Genomic DNA, 14,826 nt, shown 5'->3' with positions numbered 1-14,826 from the left:
ACCCCATTTGGACGGGGTTCTGTAGCTAAATTTAAAATTTTTGAATCGATGCGGTTTTTAATGTTGATTGGGAGTTTATTTAGTTCTTTTGTTGCACTCTTAGTAAATTAAATTTGATACATTAGGCAGTTTCTTTCTCATGCCCTTTATATTTCTTCCAAGACACAGTACCGTTGATGCTTCTATCTTCCCTAGCTTCTCTAACAGCTTTTATATCGTCTTCATCCTCTTCATCATCTATACGCTTTAATAGAGCGTAAATTTCCTCTAAAGTACTGTCATAAGCTTGATTAAGCAGTATATTGATATCTTTAATTAATTGTTCACGTTCGTGTTCGCTTTTCATTTTACTCATCCTCTGCAATTAATTTTTTTGGCACTTTATTAAATATCTCGTTCCCAGTCTGAGACTGGGAATGCCTAATGGGGGTTGCCGCCTCAAGACGGACAGAGGAAGCAGAATAGCTAGAGAAATATTTAATACATTGATGATTATCAATATAATACATACGGTTATATGACTCCAAAAAAATTAGTTAGCCTATTGGTAATTAAGCACAACTCTCAAACCTATAATCGAGCCGCAGGAGCGTGGAGATTGATGACCTCGATATGTACATCTTGTCCAGCCAGAACTTAACAGATGCCCGCCCCTATATACTTTAGAATACATATTAACATCGCTTAGGCTTAAACCTAATGTCTGGCAATGTTTTTTGAATTCTTCAACTGTAACCCCATGTGGATTAACCCAATTTGTATTCGGGTCATGGTAGTATTTGCCTGTGGTATCGTACCAGTCACTGCACCATTCTGATACATTTTGCCACATATCCAAACACCCACAGGGGCTTTGTTTTTCAAGGCAACATCCAACAGGTTGATTAGTCTTAGGATATGAGCCTTTAGTATTAATATTAGGATCTGGGTATAATAAAGCTATTTCTTCAAGCCAATCCACCTCTTGATTTTCCCAAGGATACAACTGTCCATTTTGTCCTCGACAGGCTTTTTCCCATTGCGCCTCTGTAGGTAAGGCATACGCACCACCTAAAGTTTCTTTCAGCCATTGAGTGAAGTGGTAGGCATCAAACCAAGAAACAAAAACTATTGGGTACATATCTCCTGGGGAAAACTCAGCTGCTAGGTTAGGCAATGACGAGTAGAAATCACGGAAAGATGCGTTCAAAGTTTCATTATCATACGACCAGTCATAACCAGTATCCCTCAAAAATTCCTGCCACTGACCCACTGTGACGGGGGTTCGTTGAATTGCATAAGTTGATAGCCATACTTCCCTTTGAGGCTGTTCTTCATACTCAGCATTAATCTCAACTTCAGGATCAGCGCCCATAAGAAAAGATCCTTCTGGAATTATTACCATATCAAGCATTGAGTTCATTACAACACCTCTCTTTAAAGTGCCATTCGATTAAGATATTTCATAGATTAAGGATTGAGCGTAACTGAAGATAAGCGTGAATTGCCTTTAGTGGGAGTTTGACCAATTTGCAGTACACAAACTGCGGCAATCAGACAGAGAACGCCTGATAAAATAAACGCTTGTAAATAACTACCCGTCCAAGTTCTCAACACTCCGGCTCCGAATGCTGCTGTGGCTGCACCGAGTTGGTGTCCTGCGACAATCCAACCGAACATAACGCCGATATTTTCTTTACCGAAGACGTTGGCAACAAGGCGTACTGTCGGTGGTACGGTGGCAATCCAATCAAGTCCATAGAAGACGGCGAAAATGGAAAGTCCATAGAAGGAAAAGTCGAAACTGAAGGGCAAGAAAATCAAAGACAAACCCCGTAGCCCGTAGTACCAACATAATAAGTAGCGATTGTTCCATCGGTCAGATAGCCAACCGGACATAGTAGTTCCAAAAAAATCGAATAGTCCCATGATTGCCAAAAGTCCCGCAGCTTTGACTTCCGGGATACCGTGGTCAATACAAGCGGGAATTAGATGAGTTCCAATTAACCCATTTGTGCTAGCGCCACAGATAAAAAAGCTACCAAATAACAGCCAGAAGTCGCGCTTATGCATTCCCAACCAAAGAGCGTTGAGGGTAGAGGCGATGGAATTTGCTCTAGGCTGAGATATTTCTACAATTTCGCTGTTGTCGCCAAAGGGTCGCAAACCGACATCCGCCGGCCGATCGCGCATAAAGGCTGCGATCGCTGGAATAATTAGAAGTGCTGCACCAGTCAGACCTAGAGCGGCAATTCGCCACCCAAAGCGCTCGGTTACTGAGGCCAGCATGGGCAGAAACACTAGTTGCCCCGTGGCTGTACTGGCAGTTAAGATGCCCAGAACTAGACCCCGCTTTTCCAAAAACCAGCGATTGACAACAATAGCACCCAAAACCAGGGCGATAACTCCACTACCACTACCGACAACTACGCCCCACAGCAAGACTAGCTGCCAAGAAGCTGACATCAATGTGGTTAAACCGACACCGAGAGCAATGACAGCAAGTGAGAACACCATCATCCGGCGAATGCCGATCCGCTCCATAACTGTGGCGGCAAAAGGGCCTATCAATCCGTAGAGTACTAAGTTAATGGAGATTGCCAAAGATATAGTTGCTCTACTCCAGCCAAACTCCTGTTCGAGAGGCACTATAAAAACTCCAGGAGCAGAGCGAATTCCGGCTGCCACCAGCAAGGCTAGGAATGTTAAGCCTGCGACGAGCCAGCCATAGTGGAACGAACGACGCGCTAATAAGGAGGCTAGGGACATGAGTGGGGGGAGTGGGGGGAGCAGGTCTTAAGAAACCTCACCCTGGTTTTGCTGTGCAAAACCTGTCCCTCTCCTTAGTAAGGAGAGGGATTAAAGATAGGACAGGGTGAGGTTTTTGTTTTGTTTTAGGTAATTCGATGACTTGTGTGTACACCGTAGGCTTGCGGGGAGGGGTGCAATGACTGTGGGAATTATAACTAATTTGCGGACATAATATCAGCGAGTATTAAAGACTCGTTATAGCTTTTCCTAATCAAATGAGGTACATCATAGCCCTCATCGCTTGCTCTTAGGGGGTTGGGGGTGGGGAACTTGAGTACCTCACCCAACTGAGAACCGCTATCACAGAGTTCAAAGACTCATTCACGGAGTTCAAAGACTCGTCAGCGAGTATAAAAGACTCATCTTCAATGCCCAATACCCCATTCCTAATTTAAGGAAAGCTACCCTGCATAAGGGTTGCCGATTCTATCTACAGAGACGTTGGAGGAGAATGGCAAACGACCTGGATTTAAGCGTGGTTCTGCTGCATAGCCAACAGGAACTAAAACTGCGATCGCTAAATCTGGATTATCGCCAGCCCCAATTACTTCCTTTACTTGATCCTCAATCCAACCATTCATAAAACAAGTAGATAATCCTAAACTTTCTGCTGCTAACACCAAATGGGTAGCAGCAATGATGGCATCTTTGATAGCATATTCGCGTCGCTTGTCGCCTAACCCAGCTTGAAATTGTGGGATGGCGGTTTTAAAGTAGTTTACCGTGCCTTCATTCCATGCTCCAGTTTCGGCTGCCTGCTCTATAATTTGGGTCAAGTTGTGTTGACCTGCGTTAGGATCGGCGGCAAACACAAAGGTTACAGGTGCTTGGATAATTTGCTGTTGATTCCATGAGGCTGCTGATAATGCTGCCTTTTGCGCTTCATCTTGCACAAGAATAATTTGCCAGGACTGGATATTAAAGCTGCTGGGTGCAGCCACGGTTAACTCTACCAGTTGCTTGAGTAGTTCTGGGGTGATGGGGTCTGTTTTAAAAGTTTTGATTGCACGGCGTTTAGCGATCGCACTGGGTACATCTAAAGGTTGAGTTTGGATGATGGAACTCATGAGATTCTCCTGATAGTTGAGTTATTGACCAAATAATTCGTAATGACGCTCTCTACGAGATGCTGCGCGTAGCTTGCTTGTATTGTAGGGATACACGGACTCGCTACCGATGGGCTAACGTAATTAGGGTACAAGCAAATGTATTTATTCATCAAACAAAAATAAAAATTATTACCTTGTTTCAGAACAAACGACTTGCCTACCAAACGCGCAACGAACAGTCGTAAAGTCATAATTACGAATTACGTTAGCGTAGCGGTAGCGAGTCCGCGAGCGTCATTACGAATTACGAATTATGAATTACGCCTTAGCTACCGGCTCGTTAGCAGTTGACCAAAATGGATAATCTGTATATCCCTTTTCATCGCCACCATAAAAGCTTGCTTGATTTGCTTGATTTAGTGGTGCATTCAAAGCCAAGCGTCGGGGTAAATCTGGATTTGATATAAATAATGTGCCAAAGGCAACTAAATCTGCTGCTTTGTTTGCCAGTACCGCATCGCCTTTTTCACGGGTATAACCACCATTGACGATGAGTGTACCTGTAAAGCGATCGCGTATATGACTGGTGGGTACAATTATCCCGCCATGTCTGATGTCTGCCTCTGTTGCCTCAAAAATATGCAGATATGCCAAATTAAACTGGTTCAAGGCTTGAGCCGCATAACCGAATGTCTCCAGGGGATTGGAGTCACCTATATCGTTAAAAGTCCCACTGGGAGAAAAACGTACTCCGACTCGGTTAGAATCCCACACACTAGTTACCGCCTCTGTCACTTCCAACAGAAATCGGGCGCGATTCTCAATCGAACCCCCATATTTATCTGTACGTTGATTGGTGCGATCGCGGAGAAACTGATCTATTAAATAACCATTAGCTGAGTGAATTTCTACCCCATCAAACCCAGCCGCTAAAGCATTTGCTGCTCCTTGACGGTACTGTTCGACTACCTGCGGTATTTCTGAAGTTTCTAAAGCACGGGGAGTAACAAAGGGTTTAGGCCCCTCATAAGTTGCAGCATCACCTTTCGGAGCGATCGCAGAAGGTGCCACAGGTAAAGCTCCATTCGGTTGTAAGTCTGGGTGAGAAATCCTGCCTACGTGCCATAGTTGTAGAAAAATTCTTCCTCCCTCCTGATGTACGGCATCGGTTACTAACTTCCATCCCTCCACCTGTTCTGGTGAATGAATTCCTGGTGTAGCGGGATAGCCTTGTCCTTCAGGAGTTACCTGTGTTGCTTCGGAAATAATCAGTCCGGCAGAAGCACGTTGGACGTAGTAGGTAGCATTAAGTTGATATGGTACGTTTCCTTCACTTGCCCTGTTTCGGGTTAAGGGTGCCATCACAATCCGGTTAGGGAGTTCCAGATTCCCTAATTGGTAAGAAGAGAATAAGTTGATATCACTAGTCATTTTGCTTTGCTCCAATTCAAAGTTTTTTAACCCAGGTCGGTGGGTTTTGTTTGTGTAGACGCGGTTTCTAACCGCCCTTTTAACGTTAAGTTGACTGTACCCCTACGACAGATGTGGTTCAAATACTAAACAATCGACCGAATAACACCACCATCTACCCGCAAAGCTGCACCATTAGTTGCTGATGCTACGGGACTAGAAAGGTAAACTACGATCGCTGCTACTTCTTCATTAGTTGCAAAGCGTTTAATTAGGGAAGTTGGACGCACATTTTGAAAAAACTCAGCTTCAACTTCACCGACACTAATACCGCGTTCTTGCGCCAACTTGGTAATAAAATCTTCAACTCCTTCTGAACGGGTTGGTCCTGGTAGGACAGAGTTTACCGTGACTCCAGTCCCAACAGTCATTTCTGCTAAACCTCGTGCAATGGCTAGTTGCGCTGTCTTAGTGGTGCCATAGTGAATCATTTCCACGGGGATTTGAACGCCAGATTCGCTGGAGATAAAAATTATCCTCCCCCAGTTTTGCTCTAGCTGCTTTTGCAGATATTGCCGACTCAAACGGACTCCACTTAAGACGTTAACTTCAAATATCTTTAACCAGTCTTCATCAGTAATATCGAAGAAGGTTTTCGGCTCATAAATACCGACATTGTTAATGAGGATATCAACGTGAGGAACTTTTTGAACGAGTTGCTCTACCCCTGATGCAGTGCCTGCGTCAGCAACAACACCAGAAACTTTCCCGTCGGGTGTACTTTGCTTAATTTTAGCGATCGCATCTGCTACTCGTTCTTCAGACCGACCGTTGACAATCACTGATGCACCTTCTTGGGCTAACCCTTGAGCTATCGCCAAACCAATACCTGCGGTTGAGCCACTCACCAGCGCGGATTTACCATGTAATTTCAAGTCCATTTCGCTCTTTCCCCGTTAGTTCAAGAAACAGAATACTCTGGGAGTGGCAACTGGGGAGGAGGGGGAGCAAGAATTTTAGATTTTGGATTAAAGAATTGAAATTTAATCCAAAATTTAAAATCCAAAATCCAAAATTGAATTGCCCCATGCCCAATGCCCTTAACTTAGATTAAAGATACTGTGCTAAGGTCTTATTCAAGGTGGTTTTTGGGACTGCCCCAACGACAGTATCTACCTGCCGACCTCCCTTAAAAACCATCAGCGTCGGAATGCTACGAATTCCATAGTGGCTAGCGACAGTAGGATTTTGATCTGTGTTCAGCTTCACAAATTTAACCTGTCCTTCGTATTCAGTAGCAACTTCATCGACTACTGGTCCCACCATCCGGCAAGGGCCGCACCAGGGTGCCCAAAAGTCCACTAAGACCGGAATTTCACTTTCTAAGACTTCTTGCTTGAATGTGGCTTCCGTGACATTTGTAATGGATGACATAAAATTGCCTTCCTCATTAATTCTATAATTCGATAATATCGAATAATAAAAATATATGCCACCTGATGAGATAATGCAAGTATGAGATTTCTTTATCATCCAGATCGAAAAAATATTTCTTTACCGGGAGTGCTGTATGCATTGGGCGATCCAGTGCGGCTAGAGATTGTGCGGCTGCTGGCGACTGAGGGCGAACAATGCTGTGCGAGGTTTGATTTTGCGATCGCTAAGTCTACCATGTCCAATCACTTCAAGATTTTGCGGCAGTCGGGAATAGTCTTGACACGGAAATCGGGGACACATCACATTAACATCCTGCGGCGTGAAGATTTGGAGGTGCTGTTTCCAGGGTTGCTGGATGCGGTATTGAAAGCCGCCCAACCATTGCCTGTTAGCCCCGCCAGTACTCAACAAACAGCTTCAAGAATTTAGGGGCATGGGGCATTGGGCATTGGGCATTGGGCATTGGGCATTGGGCAAAATAGTTCCGAGTTCCTCTTTTGCGAGTTTCGAGTAAAGAAGTGAGATTCCCCACTCAGCACTCAAAACTCAGCACTGATGAGGGGTATTGGGCATTGGCTCTACCTGTTTAAGAATCTTCTCGTTTTTCAAATTATGTTTCTAAATCAGCAAAGATATCATGTTGTTCTCGAAAAACCCTTGGAGTATGAGATAAACCTAAATCTGTAGAGAGTAAATCAATACCGTCGATAATTTTGGGTATCTGAGCTTGATCAACTTGCAGACCGAGAAAGCATTTCTCCCTGTAATCTGGTCTTCCCTGGAATAGTTCGACCGCTTTTTTCAAGGGGCGCATAACCTCATAGGCTTTTTCAGCCTTCTCAATTGATGCTTGAGGGATTGGAGATTGCAGCCTGAGAATTGCTAGATCAATTAAATCTCTTGCCTCAACGCTGTTATCCATGTAACGGTCAGAATTTGACAGCAGCTTAGAGGTAAAACAGTCATTGAAGCTTAAGCAGGGAATGAGTGACCAGTTTGGATATCTTGGTGGGTCTAGTTGAAAACGAGTTTCGGCAATAATTTCCGTTTTAATCGGCATATCATCCACAAAAACTATCATCCGAATTCCATACTGGTCAGTTGTGCTACGTCCAAGTTGAATTTTACTTAAATTCCGAAATAATGCTTCATGTCCACCCTCAAATACCACTGTACGCAGATATTTATAGCCTTCTGTACCAACAGAAGCAATAAAATCAATGTCCTTACTCCAGCGATATTCTTCAAACTCCAACGCAAGAAGGGTTCCGCCACCGAAGTAAGCCGAACCCTTCCTAAGTATGTCAGAATCTAAGCATTCAAGAACTGTGAGAATTTTATTATGGTGTTCAAATCTGAAGGTCATAAACAAACTTGCAACCAGGATTTATAGCGTCTGGCGAGTTCCTTAAGAAAATTGAGTTCTTCACCCTCAAGATTATTAAATAGGTTGCGATATTGCCAGCCACGCTCATAGCGACTCAGCATTTCCTCTACAGTAAACCGATATACATCGGCGGTCTGCCAACAAATTGATTCCAGAAAAGGCAGCTTTTTGGGGACAATAATAGGATTATTTGTTGATGTTGCGGTTGTCATAATTTTTTTATCAACCACTTTCGGCTTACTTTAATTTTATCCCAATTATAAATTATCCGAACTAGGGTAAACTCTTCCTTTCCAAGCGCCGCCGCGCCCTTGCCAGTGACGGAGTGCTGAGTCTATAGTCATCAGGGTATAGAGAAAAGCGATCGCTGGTAAACTAAATGCTAACCAAGGAGAACATTTATAAAAGCGGATCGTCGGGTAGTAAGCCAAGGACATTAACAGCCATCCTAATAAACCTGTAAATGCGATCGCCCAATTGCTCCAAACTGCACCCAGAATTACACACAGAGGGGGAGCTAGATAAATCAGAGGCATTCCCACCAAAGTTCCCACTAGTAGTAATGGAGAATAATTCAGTTGGGTATAGGCAGTACGAGCAACCATATCCCAAATCGTCGCTAAGGAATCATAGGGACGCAGACTGCAAGTTAAAGTACTCAATCCTAGCCAGATACGCCCTTGACTGCGGATTGGGCAAGTCGTGTTATCTCCCACTCCCCTACTCTTCTTAACAGCCTGAGCAAGGACGCAATCATCAATTAAAGCTTGGCGAATGACTTGAATACCGCCGATTCGCTCTAAAGCTTCACGGGCGATCAGAATAGATCCCCCAGCTGCGGCGGCTGTGGGATTGTTGGGATTATTCACCCAACGGAAGGGATAGAGTTTTTGGAAGAAAAACACGAAAGCTGGAATCAAAAGTTTTTCCCAAAAGCTTTCACACCTGAGTCGCACCATTACAGAAACCAAGTCTAAATCTTCCTCTACAGCTTTCGCAACGAGTCGGCGAAGATTACCAGGATCATGTTCAATATCTGCGTCGGTCAGCAAAAAATAGTCAGGTGCAAATAAACTCGCGCTGTTTATACCTTGCTCAACTGCCCAAAGTTTGCCCGACCAACCAGGAGGCAGTGAAACGCCAGAGATAATATGCAATTGCTGAGGTTTACCTACAGCGTGTGCAACCCCTTCGGCAAAATTTGCTGTCCGGTCTGTGCTGCGATCGTCTACTAAAAACACGTTGAAAGAACCAGGATAGTCTTGAAGGAGGAGCGATCGCAAGCTGGTTGAGATCAAATCAGCTTCGTTACGGGCTGGAACCACCGCACAAACTACAGGCAACGATTTTAGCTGAGTTTCTCCAATCTCTAATTGCTGGTCTACTCGCCAAAACTGCCCCCAAAAACACAGTAACCCCAACCAAATTGTTAAGGATAAGAGCATCAATCCTAATACAATTACACCCATGACCTATTGCAAATTCTGAGTAACTCAGACAGAATACTATGTCTAGCGATATAGGAAAAAAATTTTTACTGTAGTGCCGTGTTTATAACTAGTTTTAATTATGAATTACGTATTATTTGAGGTTGAATAGTATTTAATGCAAACACAAGACAGGGTAAAAGTCAATCAAGTCGCAACGGCGATCGCAGCCAGTCAACAATATTTGCTTTCGATTCAAAATCTGGCAGGTTACTGGTGGGCAGAGTTAGAATCTAATGTCACCATCACTGCTGAAGTCGTCCTTCTGCATAAAATTTGGGGAACAGACCAAGGCAGACCTTTACACAAAGTTGCAGCATATCTGCGTCAAGAGCAACAGCAGCATGGCGGTTGGGAACTTTTTTACGGTGATGGCGGAGAACTTAGCACCTCAGTTGAAGCCTACATGGCGCTGAGGCTGCTAGGTGTACCAGCAACCGATCCGGCGATGATTCGGGCGCAAGCCTTTATTCTCCAACGGGGCGGTATCAGCAAAACTCGGATTTTTACCAAGTTGCACCTAGCCTTGATTGGCTGCTACAACTGGCGCGGTATCCCCTCGCTACCAGCTTGGGTGATGCTGTTGCCAAAAGCTTTCCCCGTCAATATTTATGAAATGTCTAGCTGGGCACGTTCTAGTACTGTGCCTTTGCTGATTGTATGCGATCGCAAACCTGTTTTTATCACCGATCCAACTATCAACCTAGATGAGCTATACGTTGAAGGTGTTGATCAAGTCCGGTGGGAATTACCCCAAACTGGTGATTGGACAGATTTATTCCTCACCCTTGATCGGGGATTCAAGTTGGCAGAACGCCTGAATTTAGTACCCTTCCGTGAAGAAGGCATCAAAGCCGCCGAAAAATGGATTTTAGAGCGCCAAGAAGCTACAGGCGACTGGGGCGGCATTATTCCGGCGATGTTGAATTCAATGCTAGCTTTACGCTGTCTGGATTATGACCGAAGCGATCCGATTGTGGAACGAGGTTTGCAAGCAATTGATAACTTTGCCATTGAAACAGAGGATAGCTATCGGGTACAACCTTGTGTTTCACCCGTTTGGGATACAGCTTGGGTGATGCGTGCCTTAGTAGAATCTGGTTTTGCACCAGATGATCCGGCTGTGGTAAAGGCTGGAGAATGGTTGCTGCAAAAACAAATTTTAGATTACGGAGATTGGGCTGTCAAAAATCGCCAGGGAAAACCAGGGGCTTGGGCTTTTGAGTTTGAGAATCGCTTTTATCCCGATGTAGACGACTCGGCGGTGGTGGTGATGGCTTTACATTTGGCGAAACTCCCCAATGAAAAAATTAAGCAGGCTGCGATCGCTCGTGCGTTAAACTGGATTGCATCTATGCAATGTAAACCAGGCGGGTGGGCTGCTTTCGATTTGGATAACGATCAAGATTGGCTTAACTCTATCCCCTATGGGGACTTGAAAGCCATGATTGATCCAAACACCGCAGATGTTACGGCTAGAGTAATAGAAATGCTGGGTGCTTGTGATTTGTCAATTGATAGTTATAATTTAGAGCGATCGCTTACTTATCTTCTGCGCGAACAAGAAACCGAAGGCTGTTGGTTTGGTCGTTGGGGTGTAAATTATATTTACGGCACTAGTGGCGTTTTGTCAGCCTTGGCGTTAATTGATCCTCAAAGGCATAAACTCAGTATAGAACGGGGAGCAGCTTGGTTAGTGGGATGTCAAAACCCAGATGGTGGTTGGGGTGAAACTTGCCGCAGCTATGATGATCCCAGTCTAAAAGGGAAAGGAAACAGTACTGCATCTCAAACTGCTTGGGCTTTAATTGGGTTAATAGCAGCAGGTGAAGCAACTGATAAATTAGCTTTTGAGGCTATTGAGCAGGGAATTGGCTATCTAGTTGCAACTCAACAGCCCGATGGTACTTGGTTTGAGGCAGATTTTACAGGTACTGGCTTCCCTTGCCATTTTTATCTCAAGTATCATCTGTATCAACAATACTTTCCTTTAATCGCTCTGGGTCGCTACCAAACAGTGATTAAAAAAGGTTAAAAGTAATTTATATGTGTTTGCCCTACCTCCCCAATTCTCCCCTTGGTAAGAGCTACGGTGTACGCACAAGTGCTAAAAATCTAGGTTGATAAGGCTTTCCTCATTCTCATACAAAGCATTGCATCGACAGAAATAGCATTGTCAGTCGATGCAATGCCATTGTCAGTCAATGCAATGCCATTGTCAGTCGATGCAATGACCATTGTTAGTCGATGCAATGCCATTGTTAGTCAATGCAATGCCATTGTCAATCAATGCAATGCCATTGTTAGTCGATACAATGCTATTGCAGGTTTATAACAATACTTTCAGTTTAGAACACGGAATTTCAAGTTTAGACCTTTGAATCTTACTCCCTGACTATAGGAGAAAATCATGGCTAATTCATCATTTGATCTCTCTGACTTGAATGGCAGCAACGGTTTTACTATAAACGGCTTTAGTGGCGAGTCAGGCTACAGGGTTAGCAATGCAGGGGATATCAACAATGATGGCATTGACGACCTGATTATAGGGGCACCTTATACCAACCGCAACGGCAAAAATTTTGTTGGACAAAGCTATGTGGTATTTGGGGGGACGAATGTCGGCAGTAGCGGCATCTTCAACCTCTCTGACTTGAATGGCACTAATGGCTTTGCCATTAACGGCATTGCTGGAAGTGACTTCTCAGGGAGGTGGGTCAGCAATGGGGGAGACATCAACAACGATGGCGTTGACGACTTGATTATTGGGGCACCTTTTGCTTCTCGTGACGACATCGGTCAAAGTGGGGAAAGCTATGTGGTGTTTGGGGGGACGAATGTTGGCAGTAGCGGCGCTATCAACCTCTCTGACTTGAATGGCATTAATGGCTTCACCATCACCGGAATTGGTCAAAATAACACAATAGGCTGGTCGGTCAGCAATGCAGGAGACATCAATAACGATAGTGTTGACGACTTAATTATTGGGGGATATGGGATAAGCTATGTGGTGTTTGGGAGGACAAATGTCGGCAGTGGCGGTACTTTCAACCCCTCATCTCTGGATGGCAATAATGGCTTCACCATCACCAGCATTGGTGACTTTGACAGCTGGTCGGTCAGTAATGCGGGGGACATTAACAACGATGGCATTGACGACCTGATTATTGCGTCATATCGTGCCTCCCCCAACGGCAACGAGAATGCTGGGCAAAGCTATGTGGTATTTGGAGGGAAAAATGTCGGCAGTGGGGGCATCTTCAATGTCTTTTCTTTAAACGGTACTAATGGCTTTGCCATTAATGGCATTGCTGCGGGTAACGAATCAGGTAGCTCAGTCAGCAATGGGGGGGACATCAACGGTGATGGCATTGATGATCTGATTATTGGCGCACCTCGTGCCCCCGTCAACGGCATCTTTCAAGCTGGGCAAACCTATGTGCTATTTGGGGGTAAAAATGTCGGTAGTGGCGGCTCCTTCAACCTCTCTGACTTGAATACCGTTAATGGCTTTGCCATTAACGGTATTACTGAGAATAGCTTCTCAGGCACCTCAGTCAGTAATGCGGGGGACGTCAACGCTGATGGTATTGACGACCTGATTATAGGCGCACCTGATGCTGGGCAAACCTATGTGGTGTTTGGGGGGAGGAATGTAGGCAGTGGTGGCAGCTTAAACCTCTCCGACTTGAATGGCACTAATGGCTTCACCATTCCTGGGGATGGTGCCATAGGTCTTTCAGTCAGTAATGCAGGGGACGTCAACGCTGATAGTATTGACGACTTGATTATAGGCGCACCTTTTACTTCATCCAACGACAGCCCCAGTGCTGGGCAAAGCTATGTATTATTTGGGGGGCCAAATATCGGGGTCAACACTCCTAATCTTACAGGAACTCTTGGTGCAGATACTCTTGTAGACACAGCTAGCAACAACATCATTGATGGTTTAGCTGGTAACGATACCCTGACAGGCAATGGTGGTCAAGATAAGTTTGTGATTCGCCCTGGCGATGGCAATGACATCATCACTGATTTTGGTGGTGTAGGTAAAGGCAAAAATCCATCAAGGGCTGTGATTAGGAACGTGGACACGTTGGAATTTACAGGGAGTGGCTTAACAGCCCAAAATCTGCAATTAACTCAAAACGGCAATAATTCAGAAGTCACTTTTGAAAATGTAGCTGATAATAAAATCACCCTGCAAAACTTTCAGTTAGAAAATCTGGATAACTTGCCAATTTATCAAGCAAGACCTGCTATTGACAATATCCTGTTTGATGGGCAAACCACCATCACCGACAGTTTTGATGTCTTCGATGCCAACTCCACTCAAACTAACTTATTTAACAAAAATACGGTTACATTCCTCAATGACCTTAACAATAACATCACGGGTTTTTACAATTCTAACGATGTGATTAATGGTCAGGGAGGTGATGACATCATCGATGCCAAAAGTGGCAACGATTATCTCCGTGGTGGTACTGGGAATGATACCCTGATTGGTGCTGCAGGCAATGATACCCTTGTTGGTGGTGCGGGTGCTGACATATTTCTGTACAATACTAATGCTTCTTTTGCCAGTATCGCTGTTGGTCAAGATGCGATCGCTGATTTCCAACACTCCCAAGGTGATAAAATTATTCTGGATAAGACTACCTTTAGTGCTATTACTTCTGCTGTGGGAACAGGTTTTAGTAACGCCAGTGATTTTAAGATTACTTCTTCAGCAGCGACCAGCACGGCGAAAATTGTGTATGACGCTGTGAGTGGGCAATTATTCTACAACCAAAATGGCAGCGCGGCTGGTTTTGGTAGCGGTGGTCTATTTGCGACTCTGAATGGTGCGCCGACTTTGATAGCTTCAGACTTCATCGTTCAAGCGTAGTTGATTAATGGGACTTAGACAAAAAATACCCACAAAAGAACCGTAGAAGTCATAAACACCTCAAAGTAATTAACTACTTAATTAACTGAAAATTTTTAAGTGAAAATTATAATCTTGCCTGAAACCAGTTCGACTCTGGCTTTGCTAATAAATAGAACGAGGGAACATCACTTCATTTTGCGAATTCTCTTCTGTTAATAATAATTCACGTCAAAAAGACATAGATGATCACAGAGTAAGAATTTTAGTTTTGACTCTGTGGTTGTTTATCAAAAAAAATGAAGACGCCAGTCATCAAAATTCAGATTTATATTAAGCGACTGGCGGATATAGCAAGCTTTAAGTAGAGAGGTATAGATGCGTATACAGCACTTT

General features: G+C 44.3%; 15 protein-coding genes. 4 read left to right on the top strand and 11 right to left on the bottom strand.

Features of this window, described 5'->3' with window-relative positions; all coding sequences use genetic code 11:
- Positions 1 to 121: 121 nt before the first annotated feature.
- The 7 genes from V7K31_RS19895 to trxA all read right to left on the bottom strand — a co-directional run bounded on the left by V7K31_RS19895 (position 122) and on the right by trxA (position 6,683).
- Positions 122 to 346, bottom strand: a complete 225-nt coding sequence (locus V7K31_RS19895; protein ID WP_335096348.1) for a hypothetical protein — start codon at positions 344 to 346, stop codon at positions 122 to 124.
- A gap of 195 nt (positions 347 to 541) precedes the next feature.
- A complete protein-coding gene (locus tag V7K31_RS19890; RefSeq protein ID WP_335096346.1) occupies positions 542 to 1,402 on the bottom strand; it encodes a formylglycine-generating enzyme family protein in 861 nt (286 codons plus the stop codon).
- A gap of 47 nt (positions 1,403 to 1,449) precedes the next feature.
- Positions 1,450 to 2,748 (bottom strand): MFS transporter, encoded by a 1,299-nt coding sequence (locus tag V7K31_RS19885; protein ID WP_335096345.1) that lies wholly within the window; start codon positions 2,746 to 2,748, stop codon positions 1,450 to 1,452.
- A gap of 443 nt (positions 2,749 to 3,191) precedes the next feature.
- On the bottom strand, positions 3,192 to 3,857 hold the full coding sequence (locus V7K31_RS19880; RefSeq protein ID WP_335096344.1) for a nitroreductase family protein: 666 nt from the start codon (positions 3,855 to 3,857) through the stop codon (positions 3,192 to 3,194).
- Between the two features lie 300 nt (positions 3,858 to 4,157).
- Positions 4,158 to 5,270 carry an alkene reductase gene (locus V7K31_RS19875; protein WP_335096342.1) on the bottom strand — a complete coding sequence of 371 codons (1,113 nt, stop codon included), beginning with the start codon at positions 5,268 to 5,270 and terminating at the stop codon, positions 4,158 to 4,160.
- A 125-nt stretch (positions 5,271 to 5,395) separates the two neighbouring features.
- Complete coding sequence (locus V7K31_RS19870; RefSeq protein WP_335096340.1) at positions 5,396 to 6,190, bottom strand: SDR family NAD(P)-dependent oxidoreductase; 795 nt, start codon at positions 6,188 to 6,190, stop codon at positions 5,396 to 5,398.
- Between the two features lie 169 nt (positions 6,191 to 6,359).
- The gene (gene trxA, locus V7K31_RS19865) at positions 6,360 to 6,683 is read right to left on the bottom strand and encodes a thioredoxin (protein ID WP_335096338.1); all 324 of its coding nucleotides are present in this window, start codon (positions 6,681 to 6,683) and stop codon (positions 6,360 to 6,362) included.
- An 81-nt stretch (positions 6,684 to 6,764) separates the two neighbouring features.
- Here trxA and V7K31_RS19860 point away from each other — a divergent pair, with 81 nt between their 5' ends.
- The gene (locus V7K31_RS19860) at positions 6,765 to 7,115 is read left to right on the top strand and encodes an ArsR/SmtB family transcription factor (protein WP_335096336.1); all 351 of its coding nucleotides are present in this window, start codon (positions 6,765 to 6,767) and stop codon (positions 7,113 to 7,115) included.
- On the opposite strand, the gene V7K31_RS19855 is transcribed toward V7K31_RS19860, so the two are convergent.
- The 4 genes from V7K31_RS19855 to V7K31_RS19840 all read right to left on the bottom strand — a co-directional run bounded on the left by V7K31_RS19855 (position 7,104) and on the right by V7K31_RS19840 (position 9,542).
- A complete protein-coding gene (locus V7K31_RS19855; protein WP_335096334.1) occupies positions 7,104 to 7,229 on the bottom strand; it encodes a hypothetical protein in 126 nt (41 codons plus the stop codon). The genes V7K31_RS19860 and V7K31_RS19855 overlap by 12 nt on opposite strands.
- A 67-nt stretch (positions 7,230 to 7,296) precedes the next feature.
- The gene (locus tag V7K31_RS19850) at positions 7,297 to 8,052 is read right to left on the bottom strand and encodes a nucleotidyl transferase AbiEii/AbiGii toxin family protein (protein ID WP_335096333.1); all 756 of its coding nucleotides are present in this window, start codon (positions 8,050 to 8,052) and stop codon (positions 7,297 to 7,299) included.
- The gene (locus V7K31_RS19845) at positions 8,049 to 8,285 is read right to left on the bottom strand and encodes a hypothetical protein (RefSeq protein ID WP_335096331.1); all 237 of its coding nucleotides are present in this window, start codon (positions 8,283 to 8,285) and stop codon (positions 8,049 to 8,051) included. The genes V7K31_RS19850 and V7K31_RS19845 overlap by 4 nt, the downstream gene beginning before the upstream one ends.
- Before the next feature lie 45 nt (positions 8,286 to 8,330).
- On the bottom strand, positions 8,331 to 9,542 hold the full coding sequence (locus V7K31_RS19840; protein ID WP_335096330.1) for a glycosyltransferase: 1,212 nt from the start codon (positions 9,540 to 9,542) through the stop codon (positions 8,331 to 8,333).
- Positions 9,543 to 9,678: 136 nt separating this feature from the next.
- On the opposite strand from V7K31_RS19840, the gene shc reads away from it, so the two are divergent.
- From shc to V7K31_RS19825, 3 genes are all read left to right on the top strand, one after another.
- Positions 9,679 to 11,595, top strand: a complete 1,917-nt coding sequence (gene shc, locus V7K31_RS19835) for a squalene--hopene cyclase (protein WP_335096328.1) — start codon at positions 9,679 to 9,681, stop codon at positions 11,593 to 11,595.
- A gap of 138 nt (positions 11,596 to 11,733) precedes the next feature.
- On the top strand, positions 11,734 to 11,895 hold the full coding sequence (locus V7K31_RS19830) for a hypothetical protein (RefSeq protein WP_335096326.1): 162 nt from the start codon (positions 11,734 to 11,736) through the stop codon (positions 11,893 to 11,895).
- Positions 11,896 to 11,970: 75 nt separating this feature from the next.
- Positions 11,971 to 14,451 carry a hypothetical protein gene (locus V7K31_RS19825; RefSeq protein WP_335096325.1) on the top strand — a complete coding sequence of 827 codons (2,481 nt, stop codon included), beginning with the start codon at positions 11,971 to 11,973 and terminating at the stop codon, positions 14,449 to 14,451.
- Positions 14,452 to 14,826: the final 375 nt, after the last annotated feature.

This window comes from Nostoc sp. (genome assembly GCF_036917675.1).
In the GTDB taxonomy this organism is placed as follows: domain Bacteria; phylum Cyanobacteriota; class Cyanobacteriia; order Cyanobacteriales; family Nostocaceae; genus Nostoc.
The sequence above is the reverse complement of the archived record's forward strand: the minus strand, read 5'-3'. Positions and strand labels throughout refer to the sequence as shown.